An 11,689-nucleotide genomic window follows, 5' to 3' on the forward strand; every position below is an offset into this window, starting at 1 on the left:
GCAGCCCCCTGCCGTCCGACATTGTTCAGCCAGCAGCCGCTGCAACCCCAGGGAGCATTGTGTCCCGTCGTCTGTTCACTTCGGAGTCCGTGACCGAGGGTCACCCCGACAAGATCGCTGACCAGATCAGCGACACCATTCTCGACGCGCTCCTGCGCGAGGACCCCACGTCCCGTGTCGCCGTCGAGACGCTGATCACCACCGGCCTCGTGCACGTCGCCGGTGAGGTCACCACGAAGGCGTGGGCCGACATCCCCACCCTCGTACGGAACAAGATCCTCGAGATCGGGTACGACTCCTCGAAGAAGGGCTTCGACGGCGCGTCCTGCGGCGTCTCGGTCTCCATCGGGTCGCAGTCCCCGGACATCGCACAGGGCGTCGACACGGCGTACGAGAACCGCGTCGAGGGCGATGACGACGAGCTCGACAAGCAGGGCGCCGGCGACCAGGGCCTGATGTTCGGCTACGCGTCGGACGAGACCCCGGAGCTGATGCCGCTCCCGATCCACCTCGCGCACCGGCTCTCCCGCCGCCTGACCGAGGTCCGCAAGAACGGGACGATCCCGTACCTGCGCCCCGACGGCAAGACCCAGGTCACCATCGAGTACGACGGCGACAAGGCCGTCCGTCTCGACACGGTCGTGGTCTCCTCGCAGCACGCCTCGGACATCGACCTCGAGTCGCTGCTCGCGCCCGACATCCGCGAGTTCGTCGTCGAGCACGTCCTGCAGCAGCTCCTGGAGGACGGCATCAAGCTGGACACCGAGGGCTACCGCCTGCTGGTCAACCCGACCGGGCGCTTCGAGATCGGCGGCCCGATGGGCGACGCCGGCCTCACCGGCCGCAAGATCATCATCGACACCTACGGCGGCATGGCCCGCCACGGCGGCGGCGCCTTCTCCGGCAAGGACCCGTCCAAGGTCGACCGCTCGGCCGCCTACGCCATGCGCTGGGTCGCCAAGAACGTCGTGGCCGCCGGCCTCGCCTCGCGCTGCGAGGTCCAGGTCGCGTACGCGATCGGCAAGGCGGAGCCGGTGGGCCTCTTCGTCGAGACCTTCGGCACCAACGCGGTCGAGACCGAGAAGATCGAGAACGCGATCGGCGAGGTCTTCGACCTCCGCCCGGCCGCGATCATCCGCGACCTCGACCTGCTCCGCCCGATCTACGCCCAGACGGCGGCGTACGGCCACTTCGGCCGCGAGCTCCCCGACTTCACCTGGGAGCGCACGGACCGCGTGGACGCGCTGCGCAAGGCCGCGGGCCTGTAGGCGGGCCTGTAAGCGACGGCAGTACGTGACGGAAGCCCGGCACCCTGTGGGGGGCCGGGCTTCCGCGCGTTCCGCTGTCAGTGGGGTCTGGTAGGAATTTGGCTGTGAGCAGCGAGAACGAGTCGCCCGAGGGTGCGGCCACCGAGGGTGCGGCCGGTGAGTCGCATGAGCAGCTCGCGCTCATTCGGGAGACCGTGCGGAAGGCGAAGGTGCCGCGGGCCAAGCCGCGGACGTGGCGGGGGGCCGCGGTGGCCAAGGAGCTGCCCGTGGCGCGGGTGGTGGTCAACAAGGGGGTGCTGCATCTCGACCAGTTCTTCGACTACGCGGTGCCGGAGGAGCTGGACGCCGTGGCGCAGCCCGGGGTGCGGGTGCGGGTGCGGTTCGGGGCCGGGGCGCATCAGGTCAGGGACGGGCGGCGCGAGGGCGGGCGGCTGATCGACGGGTTCCTCGTCGAGCGGCGGGCCGAGTCGGACTACGCGGGGCCCCTGGCCGCGCTGGCCGACGTGGTCTCACCCGAGCCGGTGCTCGGCGCCGAGCTGCTCGGGCTCGCGCGGGCCGTCGCCGACCGGTACGCGGGGAGTCTGGCGGACGTGCTCCAGCTGGCGGTCCCGCCCCGGAGCGCCCGGGCGGAGGGCAGGACGTCGCCGGAGCCGCTGCCGCCGCCACAGGCGCCGGAGGCGGGCACCTGGGGGCGGTACGAACGGGGGGCCGCGTTCGTGGAGTCCCTCGCACGCGGTGGGGCACCGCGTGCGGTGTGGAACGCGCTGCCGGGGCCGTACTGGGCCGAGGAGCTGGCCCGGGCCGTGGGCGCGACGCTCGCCTCCGGGCGCGGCGCGCTCGTCGTCGTACCCGACGGGCGGGCCGCGGCGCGCGTGGACGCGGCGCTGACGGCTCTCCTGGGACCGGGGCGGCACGCGCTGCTCACCGCCGAGGCCGGGCCCGAGAAGCGGTACGCCCAGTGGCTCGCGGTACGCCGGGGCTCCGTGCGGGCGGTCGTGGGCACGCGGGCCGCGATGTTCGCACCCGTCCGCGACCTCGGCCTCGTCGCCATCTGGGACGACGGGGACGGCAGCCACAGCGAGCCGCACGCCCCGCAGCCCCACGCGCGCGACGTGCTGCTGCTGCGCGCCGCCCACGACAAGTGCGCCTTTCTGCTCGGCTCCACGAGCTGCACGGTCGAGGCCGCGCAGCTCGTCGAGTCCGGCTGGGCCGCGCCGCTGGTCGCGGGCCGCGACCAGGTGCGGGCCGCCGCCCCGCTCGTACGGACGGTCGGGGACACGGACCTGGCCCGTGACGAGGCCGCCCGCGCCGCACGCCTGCCCTCGCTGGCCTGGCAGGCCGTACGGGAGGGCCTGAAGAGCGGGCCGGTGCTCGTCCAGGTGCCGCGGCGGGGGTACGTGCCGAGGCTGGCCTGCGAGCGCTGCCGCACGCCCGCCCGGTGCCGGCACTGCGCCGGGCCCCTGGAAGCGCCCGAGCAGCAGGAGCTGCGGTGCGGCTGGTGCGGGCGGGGTGCGCCGGACTGGCACTGCGTGGCGTGCGGTGCGACGCGGCTGCGGGCCCAGGTCGTGGGCGCGCGCCGGACGGCGGAGGAGCTGGGCAGGGCGTTCCCGGCGGTGCCGGTACGGACGTCGGGGCGGGACCACGTCCTGGACACCGTTCCCGGGCGGCCCGCGCTCGTGGTGTCCACCCCGGGCGCCGAGCCCGTCGCCGAGGGCGGCTACGCGGCCGCGCTGCTCCTCGACGGCTGGGCCATGCTCGGCCGGCCCGACCTGCGCGCCGGCGAGGAGGCCCTGCGGCGCTGGATCGACGCGGCCTCGCTGGTACGGGGGCAGGGCGAGGGCGGCACGGGCGGCGTTGTGGTCGTGGTTGCCGAGCCCACACAGCGACCGGTGCAGGCGCTCGTGCGCTGGGACCCCGTGGGTCACGCCCAGCGCGAGCTCGCGGAGCGGGCGGAGCTCGGCTTCCCGCCGGTGTCGCGCATGGCGGCGGTCTCGGGCCCGCCGGAGGCGGTGGAGGCGTTCCTCGCGACGGCCGAACTGCCCGGCGACGCCGAGGTGTTGGGGCCCGTGCCGCTGCCCGTCGTACGGGGCGGTGGGCCGCGCAGGCCGGGCGACGCGCCGCCGGGGGAGCAGTGGGAACGGGCGCTCGTCCGGGTCCCGCCGGGCAACGGGGCGGCGCTGGCCGCCGCCTTGAAGAAGGCGCAGGCGGCACGGCTGGCGCGGGGCGGCGGGGAGCCGGTGCGGGTACGGGTGGACCCCCCGGACATCGGCTGACGTCCCCCAGGACCCGGGCGTGCCCCCCCGTGGTGGCCACTCGTTCCGCCGGGCCGGTGCCCGCCCCCGCCCGTGTGGGCAACCGTCCCGCAGGGCGGGACCGGTGGGCACACGGGACGGCGCCCTTGCCGGGCCCAGGCTCCCCGTGCCTGCGGTGCCCACGGGTGCGGCGCCGTCGTGGGTTGTGCCCACCCGTTCCTCCCCCCAGGGGAACGCCTGCCCACAACCCGGGAGGGGGAGGGCGCCGGCCTGTGGGACGCCTGCCCACAACCCTGGGCGGGGTAGGCGGCGCGTCAGCCGTTGCGGGGGCCCGGGAGGGCCGGGGGCCTGGGGTCCTCGCGGAGGGACTGGGCGGCGGGCGTGGGCTGCGGGGGCATCGTGCGGGCCGGCGGGACCACCGGGAGCGTGCGGGTCGTGCCCGGCTCCGGGGTGCGCTCCTGCTCGACGACCACGCCCGGCTGGGGCGCGCGCCGAGCGCCGTAGCGGCGGTGGACGGCCTGCTTCGTGACCCCGAGCGCCGAGCCCACCGCGTCCCACGAGAACCCGAGGGAGCGGTCGAAGTCGACCGCCGCCGTCACCAGGGTCTCGACACTGTCCCGCAGCTCCTGCGCGAGGCGGACGGTCGGGGCAGGCGCCCGCCCGTAGACGACGAAGCCCGTCGACGGGCCGGAGCGGCGCGGGCGGTAGACATTGCCCAACTGGGCCGTGAGCGTGCGCAGTGCGTCCACCTGCCGCCGGACCCGCTCGATGTCCCGCACCAACAGATGCAGACTTGCCCGGGCTTGGGCGTCGTGGGTTGCGTGGTCGGCCATGTGAAAGCCTCTCGAACCGGCGTGGAAAAGGGTCGGGCCGCGACGAGGAGGGCGGCCCGCTTCGGTCAATCTCTCTTGACCAACGCGCTACCCGTGGTTGGGTCACGCTGCGGGGGCGTACACGCATATGCGCGGGGCGCTCATGCTGACGTACGCCCCCTCGCGCCCCGGCCCCTAGACTGGTGCGCTGCCCGCCACCGCCCCGACATGCGAGGTTTTTCCGAGTGAAGCTGGTCTTCGCAGGCACCCCCGAGGTCGCCGTACCCGCCCTGGACGCCCTGCTCGCCTCCGGCCGGCACGAGGTGGCCGCCGTCGTCACCCGTCCCGACGCCCCCGCGGGCCGTGGCCGGCGCCTGGTCGCGAGCCCGGTCGCCGAGCGGGCGGAGGAGGCCGGGATCGAGGTGCTCAAGCCGGCGACGCCGCGCGACGAGGGCTTCCTCGCGCGACTGCGCGAGATCGCCCCGGACTGCTGCCCGGTCGTCGCCTACGGCGCCCTGCTGCCCCGGGTCGCCCTCGACATCCCCGCGCACGGATGGGTCAACCTGCACTTCTCGCTGCTGCCCGCCTGGCGCGGCGCGGCGCCCGTGCAGCACGCCGTGATGGCGGGCGACGAGGTGACGGGCGCGTCCACGTTCCAGATCGAGGAGGGGCTCGACTCCGGACCGGTCTACGGCGTGATCACCGAGGACGTCCGCCCCACCGACACCAGCGGGGACCTGCTCACCCGGCTCGCCTTCGCCGGCGCCGGCCTGCTCGCCGCAACCATGGACGGCATCGAGGACGGCACCCTGAAGGCCGTCCCACAGCCGTCCGAGGGCATCACCCTCGCGCCCAAGATCCAGGTCGAGGACGCGCACGTGGACTGGAAGGCCCCGGCGCTGCGTGTGGACCGCGTCGTACGCGGCTGCACGCCCGCCCCCGGCGCCTGGACGGTCTTCCGCGGCGAGCGCCTCAAGCTGATCCAGGCCGCGCTCGTCCAGGACCGCACCGACCTGGCACCCGGCGAGCTCGCGGCCGGCAAGAACAACGTGTACGTCGGCACCGGCTCGCACGCTGTCGAACTGCTCTGGGTCCAGCCGCAGGGCAAGAAGCCGATGAAGGCCGCCGACTGGGCCCGGGGCGTGCGGATCGCCCCGGGTGAGCGAGTCGGCGCGTAGCACCGTCGTCCCAGGGTGCCCAGGGTGCCCAGGGGTGGTGGTGGCTGCCGGCCGTGGCCGCGTCAAGCTGCGGCCCGGCCATGCCACAGCCTCCCAGCGCACCCGGATCGAGGAGATCGCCCACGCGCTCGGCTACCACGGCGTCCGGCTCGTCCACGAACGCGACGACGGCCCGCGGGCACGCCGCCGGCTGCGCGCGGGCGGGCCGCTCCTGCCGGCGGTGGAGCCGCCCGAGCCGCCCCCGCCACCCCCACCAGCGGCCCAGGGACCGCGCTGACGAAGGGATTAGGCTGAGAGGGTTCGACACTCTCACTTTCGTCAGCGGAGCACCTTTTGAGCGAGCAGGCACGTCGCCGTCCCCCCAAGCCGTACCGGCGCCCCAAGAAGGACCCCGTCCGGATCCTTGCCTTCGAGGCGCTCAGGGCGGTCGACGAGCGGGACGCGTACGCGAACCTCGTGCTGCCGCCGCTGCTCAAGAAGGCCCGGGAGAAGGGCGACTTCGACGGGCGGGACGCGGCGCTCGCGACCGAGCTGGTGTACGGGACGCTGCGGCGCCAGGGGACGTACGACGCGATCGTCTCGGCCTGCATCGACCGGCCGCTGCGCGAGGTCGATCCGCCGGTGCTCGACGTGCTGTCGCTCGGGGCGCATCAGCTGCTCGGGACGCGTATCCCGACGCACGCGGCCGTCTCGGCCAGTGTGGAGCTGGCGCGGGTGGTGCTCGGGGACGGGCGGGCCAAGTTCGTGAACGCCGTGCTGCGGAAGATCTCGCAGCACGACCTCGACACCTGGGTCAAGCAGGTCGCTCCGCCGTACGAGAAGGACGCCGAGGACCATCTCGCGATCGTCCACTCCCACCCCCGCTGGGTGGTCTCCGCGCTCTGGGACGCGCTCGGCGGCGGCCGGGCCGGGATCGAGGACCTGCTGGAGGCCGACAACGAGCGGCCCGAGGTCACCCTGGTCGCCCGGCCGGGGCGCGCCACCACCGAGGAGCTCACCGGTGACGACACGCTGCCCGGGCGCTGGTCGCCGTACGCGGTACGGCTGGCAGAGGGCGGCGAGCCGGGCGCCATCGAGGCGGTGAAGGAGGGCCGGGCCGGAGTCCAGGACGAGGGCAGCCAGCTGGTCGCCATCGCGCTGGCCAACGCCCCCCTGGAGGGCCGCGACGAGCGCTGGCTCGACGGCTGCGCCGGCCCCGGCGGCAAGGCCGCGCTGCTCGGCGCCCTGGCCGCGGAGCGCGGCGCCGCGCTGCTCGCCTCCGAGAAGCAGCCGCACCGCGCCCGTCTGGTCGAGCGGGCCCTGGCCGGCAACCCGGGCCCGTACCAGGTCATCGCCGCCGACGGCACGCGCCCGCCGTGGCGGCCCGGCTCCTTCGACCGGGTCCTCATGGACGTCCCCTGCTCGGGTCTCGGCGCGCTGCGCCGCCGCCCCGAGGCCCGCTGGCGCCGCCGCCCGGAGGACCTGGACGGTTTCGCTCCGCTGCAGCGCGGTCTGCTGCGCGAGGCGCTGCAGGCGGTCCGCGTCGGCGGAGTCGTCGGGTACGCGACCTGCTCGCCGCACCTGGCCGAGACCCGCGTGGTCGTCGAGGACGTCCTCAAGGGCCGTGGCGGCCCGGCCGTCGAGGCGGAGTGGATCGACGTCCGCCCGCTGATGCCCGGTGTGCCCGCGCTCGGCGAGGGCCCGGATGTCCAGTTGTGGCCGCACCTGCACGGCACGGACGCGATGTACCTGGCGCTGCTGCGCCGCACGGCCTGAGGAACGGTGTGCCGGAAAGGCCGGGAATGCCCGGCCTTTCCGGGCCCTCACGGCCCCGGAGGCCCACCGAAAGCCCACCGATCCCGGTCCGATCCCGGTCCGAAACCGGTCCGCGGCAAAGAAGTGGCCAAGAGCATGGCAGGCTTGGCACATGGCGCAGATCAACCCCAGCATCCTGTCCGCAGATTTCGCCCGCCTCGCCGAGGAGGCGAAGGCCGTCGACGGTGCCGACTGGCTGCATGTCGATGTCATGGACAACCACTTCGTGCCCAACCTGACCCTCGGCGTGCCGATCGTCGAGTCGCTCAGCCGGGCCACGGACACGCCGCTGGACTGCCACCTGATGATCGAGGACCCCGACCGCTGGGCCCCGCAGTACGTGGAGGCCGGCGCCGGGTCCGTCACGTTCCACGTCGAGGCGGCGGCCGCGCCCGTGCGGCTGGCGCGCGAGATCCGGGCGAAGGGCGCACGGGCGTCGATGGCGCTGAAGCCCGCGACGCCGATCGAGCCGTACGAGGACCTGCTCCCCGAGCTCGACATGCTCCTGATCATGACCGTCGAGCCCGGCTTCGGCGGGCAGGCCTTCCTCGACATCATGCTCCCCAAGATCCGCCGCACCCGTGAGCTGATCTCCAAGCACGGCCTCGAGCTGTGGCTGCAGGTCGACGGCGGGGTGGCCGAATCCACCATCGAGCGGTGCGCCGAGGCCGGCGCCGACGTCTTCGTCGCCGGATCGGCGGTCTACGGCGCCGGGGACCCGGCCGAAGCCGTCCGCTCGCTCCGGGCGAAGGCCGAGTCCGCGACCGCTTCGGCGGCGTGGGCGTGTGGCCACTGAGCCTCACGCAGATGAACGCGGTCCGTCGGAGGACCGACAGGACTGATCAGGGCCCGCCGTATCTGACAGGATGAACTCCGGGTCCAGAGTGTGAACGGCAGCAAGTGAACCAGCGGTACGTGAACAGCAGTGAGGAGATCGCGGTGGCGGGAATCTCGGCGGGACGGTCAGCCCTGCGGATGGGACCCGCGGAGCTGGTGCAGGCGGCGGCCATGGCGCGTCGCTTCTACCTCGAGGGCAAGTCCAAGATCCAGATCGCCGAGGAGTTCGGCGTGAGCCGCTTCAAGGTGGCCCGGGTCCTGGAGACCGCCCTCGAACGCGACCTCGTACGGATCGAGATCCGCGTACCCGCCGAGCTGGACGCCGAGCGCTCGGACGCGCTCCGCGCCCGCTACGGGCTCCGCCACGCCGTCGTCGTCGAGTCCCCGGCAGAGGGCGAGGACGAGTCGCCCGACCCGGAGAACCTCGGCGAGGTGGCGGCCGACCTGCTCGGCGAGCTGGTCAACGAGGGCGACGTCCTGGGCCTGGCCTGGGGCCGCTCGACGATCCACATGGCCGCGGCCCTCGACCGGCTGCCCCCGTGCACCGTCGTGCAGCTCACGGGCGTGTACGACGCCGGGACCGCCGAGCGCGGCTCGGTCGAGGCGGTACGGCGTGCCGCCCAGGTCTCCGGCGGCGAGGCGCACCCCATCTACGCGCCGATGCTCCTGCCCGACCCCGCCACGGCGGCCGCGCTGCGCAACCAGACCGGCATCGCGCGGGCCTTCGAGTACTTCGACAAGGTCACCGTCGCCTGTGTGTCCATCGGCTCCTGGGAGCCGGGCATCTCGACCGTCCACGACATGCTCTCGGACGAGGAGCGCGCGCACTACGCCTCCCTCGGCGTCGCCGCCGAGATGTCCGCGCACCTCTTCGACGCCGACGGCCGCCGCGTGGGGCGTGACCTGGGCGAGCGCTGCATCACCGTCGAGGCCGACCGGCTGCGCCGCATCCCCGAGGTCGTGGCGATCGCGGGCGGGCAGCGCAAGGCGGCGGCCATCGGGGCGGTCCTCCGCTCGGGCCTCGTCACCAGCCTCGTGACCGACCGCGCCGCGGCGGACTACCTGCTGACAGAGTCGGCCCCCGGCGCCCGTCCGGCGCTGGAGCGCAAGGACCCGGACGACGTCTGACCCCGAAGGGTCGCCCGCCCGCGCCACACGCCCGCGCCACACGCCCGCGCCGCGCGGCCCGTGCCACACGCCCGCGCCGCGCGGCCCGCGAGCGGGGCGGGCGGCCGCGGCGTACCTTCGGGGCATGCTGCTCCGGCCCCTGCGCGGCCTCCTCGCGCTGCTGCTCCTGTGCCTCGGGGCGCTCGTCGGCTGCTCGTCCGCGGCGAGCGACCGCGCCCCCGCCCCCACCGGCTCCTCGGGACTCGAGACCGTCAGGGTCGCCGACCTCCCGGCCGAGGCCCGGACGACCCTCGGCCTCATCGAGCGCGGCGGGCCCTTCCCGTACGAGAAGGACGGCGCGACCTTCTCCAACTTCGAGCGGATCCTGCCGCAGCACAAGCGCGGCTACTACCGCGAGTACACCGTCCGCACCCCCGGCGAACGCGACCGCGGCGCCCGGCGGATCGTCACCGGGCAGGGTGGCGAGACCTACTACACGAACGACCACTACGAGACCTTCCGGGAGGTCCTGCCCGATGAAGCTCGATGACGCGCTCGTCCTCGATCTGCGCGGGGTCGTGGACAAGGCCGCCTTCATGGACCGCTGCGCCACCGTCCTCGGGCTCCCCGGCTGGTTCGGGCGGAACTGGGACGCCCTCGCCGACTCCCTGACCGATCTCCCCGAACCGCTCGCCCTCGTCGTCACCGGCTGGCAGGCCTACGCCCAGGCCCGGCCGCGCGACTGGGAGATCGCCCAGGAGGTGTTCGCCACGGCCGCCGACACCAGCCCCACCGGCCTCACGGTCCTCCTCGCCCTTGGAGGATCGGACGAAGAGGGTCCCGCAAGCCTCGGATGAATCGCCCGGGTCGGGTATGTACACGGCCGTGGGACAATGAACTACGTGCTTTTTCCCCTGGCTGAAATGCCTAGGGGCCACTCCGATCGACTGGGATTCAGCACGTGCGTTTCCTCAATGACGTCAAGCCGCCGTACGACCTGACGTACGACGATGTGTTCATGGTGCCGAGCCGCTCGGCCGTCGGCTCCCGCCAGGCCGTGGACCTCGCCTCGCCGGACGGTACCGGCACGACGATCCCTCTGGTCGTCGCCAACATGACCGCGATCGCCGGCCGCCGCATGGCCGAGACCGTCGCCCGCCGCGGTGGCCTCGTCGTCATCCCCCAGGACATTCCGATCGAGGTCGTCACCGACGTCATCTCGTGGGTGAAGAGCCGCCACCACGTCCTGGACACCCCCATCGTCCTGGAACCCCACCAGACCGTCGCCGACGCGCTCTCGCTGCTCCCCAAGCGGGCGCACGACGCCGGTGTCGTCGTCGACGAGGACCGCCGTCCGGTGGGTGTCGTCACCGACGCGGACCTGAACGGCGTGGACCGCTTCACCCAGCTGTCCGAGGTCATGTCGAAGGACCTGCTGCTCCTCGACGCCGACATCGAGCCGCGTGACGCGTTCAACACGCTCGACCACGCCAACCGCCGCTACGCCCCGGCCGTCGACAAGGACGGCCGTCTGGTCGGCATCCTGACCCGCAAGGGCGCCCTCCGCGCGACCCTGTACACCCCGGCGACCGACGCGAGCGGCAAGCTGCGCATCGCCGCCGCCGTCGGCATCAACGGCGACGTGGCGGGCAAGGCCAAGCAGCTCCTCGACGCCGGTGTGGACACCCTCGTCGTGGACACCGCGCACGGCCACCAGGAGTCGATGATCGCCGCGATCAAGGCCGTCCGGGGTCTCGACCCGCACGTCCCGATCGTGGCCGGCAACATCGTCGCCGCCGAGGGTGTGCGCGACCTCATCGAGGCCGGCGCGGACATCATCAAGGTCGGTGTGGGCCCCGGCGCCATGTGCACCACGCGCATGATGACCGGTGTCGGCCGCCCGCAGTTCTCCGCCGTCCTGGAGTGCGCCGCCGAGGCGAAGAAGTACGGCAAGCACGTCTGGGCCGACGGCGGTGTCCGGCACCCGCGCGATGTCGCCATGGCGCTCGCCGCCGGCGCGTCCAACGTGATGATCGGCTCGTGGTTCGCCGGGACGTACGAGTCCCCGGGCGACCTGCAGCACGATGCCCAGGGGCGGGCGTACAAGGAGTCCTTCGGCATGGCCTCGGCGCGTGCCGTGCGCAACCGCACCAGCGAGGAGTCCGCGTACGACCGGGCCCGCAAGGGTCTGTTCGAGGAGGGCATCTCGACCTCCCGGATGTTCCTCGACCCGGCCCGTCCGGGCGTGGAGGACCTGATCGACTCGATCATCGCGGGCGTCCGCTCCTCGTGCACCTACGCGGGCGCGGCCTCCCTGGCCGAGTTCGAGGAGAAGGCCGTGGTCGGCATCCAGAGCGCCGCCGGTTACGCCGAGGGCAAGCCGCTGCACGCCAGCTGGAGCTAGTCCTTCGTGCGAAGGCCCCCGCGAGTCGCCTCGCGGG

General features: G+C 73.9%; 11 protein-coding genes. 10 read left to right on the forward strand and 1 reads right to left on the reverse strand.

The genetic code is table 11. The features are described 5' to 3' along the window. Window positions 1-59: 59 nt before the first annotated feature. Both metK and FDM97_RS12855 read left to right on the forward strand, forming a co-directional pair. Complete coding sequence (gene metK / locus FDM97_RS12850; protein WP_137990544.1) at window positions 60-1,268, forward strand: methionine adenosyltransferase; 1,209 nt, start codon at window positions 60-62, stop codon at window positions 1,266-1,268. A 104-nt stretch (window positions 1,269-1,372) separates the two neighbouring features. Next, on the forward strand, window positions 1,373-3,541 hold the full coding sequence (locus FDM97_RS12855) for a primosomal protein N' (RefSeq protein ID WP_137990545.1): 2,169 nt from the start codon (window positions 1,373-1,375) through the stop codon (window positions 3,539-3,541). Between the two features lie 293 nt (window positions 3,542-3,834). Here the strand turns inward: FDM97_RS12855 and FDM97_RS12860 are convergent, their stop codons facing one another. Continuing rightward, a complete protein-coding gene (locus FDM97_RS12860) occupies window positions 3,835-4,353 on the reverse strand; it encodes a hypothetical protein (protein ID WP_137990546.1) in 519 nt (172 codons plus the stop codon). Window positions 4,354-4,577: 224 nt separating this feature from the next. On the opposite strand from FDM97_RS12860, the gene fmt reads away from it, so the two are divergent. The 8 genes from fmt to FDM97_RS12900 all read left to right on the forward strand — a co-directional run bounded on the left by fmt (window position 4,578) and on the right by FDM97_RS12900 (window position 11,652). Next, window positions 4,578-5,510 carry a methionyl-tRNA formyltransferase gene (gene fmt, locus FDM97_RS12865; protein ID WP_137990547.1) on the forward strand — a complete coding sequence of 311 codons (933 nt, stop codon included), beginning with the start codon at window positions 4,578-4,580 and terminating at the stop codon, window positions 5,508-5,510. 40 nt (window positions 5,511-5,550) lie between these two features. Further along, window positions 5,551-5,787 (forward strand): hypothetical protein, encoded by a 237-nt coding sequence (locus tag FDM97_RS12870; protein ID WP_137990548.1) that lies wholly within the window; start codon window positions 5,551-5,553, stop codon window positions 5,785-5,787. Between the two features lie 56 nt (window positions 5,788-5,843). After that, complete coding sequence (locus tag FDM97_RS12875; protein ID WP_137990549.1) at window positions 5,844-7,265, forward strand: RsmB/NOP family class I SAM-dependent RNA methyltransferase; 1,422 nt, start codon at window positions 5,844-5,846, stop codon at window positions 7,263-7,265. Between the two features lie 151 nt (window positions 7,266-7,416). Further along, window positions 7,417-8,100 carry a ribulose-phosphate 3-epimerase gene (rpe, locus tag FDM97_RS12880; protein ID WP_137990550.1) on the forward strand — a complete coding sequence of 228 codons (684 nt, stop codon included), beginning with the start codon at window positions 7,417-7,419 and terminating at the stop codon, window positions 8,098-8,100. 119 nt (window positions 8,101-8,219) lie between these two features. Continuing rightward, window positions 8,220-9,269 carry a sugar-binding transcriptional regulator gene (locus tag FDM97_RS12885; protein WP_137990551.1) on the forward strand — a complete coding sequence of 350 codons (1,050 nt, stop codon included), beginning with the start codon at window positions 8,220-8,222 and terminating at the stop codon, window positions 9,267-9,269. Between the two features lie 124 nt (window positions 9,270-9,393). Further along, the gene (locus FDM97_RS12890) at window positions 9,394-9,798 is read left to right on the forward strand and encodes a guanyl-specific ribonuclease (RefSeq protein WP_137990552.1); all 405 of its coding nucleotides are present in this window, start codon (window positions 9,394-9,396) and stop codon (window positions 9,796-9,798) included. Further along, window positions 9,785-10,105, forward strand: coding sequence for a barstar family protein (locus tag FDM97_RS12895; protein WP_137990553.1), 321 nt, complete (start codon window positions 9,785-9,787; stop codon window positions 10,103-10,105). Before FDM97_RS12890 ends, FDM97_RS12895 begins: the two co-directional genes overlap by 14 nt. A 104-nt stretch (window positions 10,106-10,209) precedes the next feature. After that, window positions 10,210-11,652 (forward strand): GuaB1 family IMP dehydrogenase-related protein, encoded by a 1,443-nt coding sequence (locus tag FDM97_RS12900; RefSeq protein ID WP_175439105.1) that lies wholly within the window; start codon window positions 10,210-10,212, stop codon window positions 11,650-11,652. The last annotated feature ends 37 nt before the right edge of the window (window positions 11,653-11,689 follow it).

The organism is Streptomyces vilmorinianum (assembly GCF_005517195.1).
Classification (GTDB): Bacteria; Actinomycetota; Actinomycetes; order Streptomycetales; family Streptomycetaceae; genus Streptomyces; species Streptomyces vilmorinianum.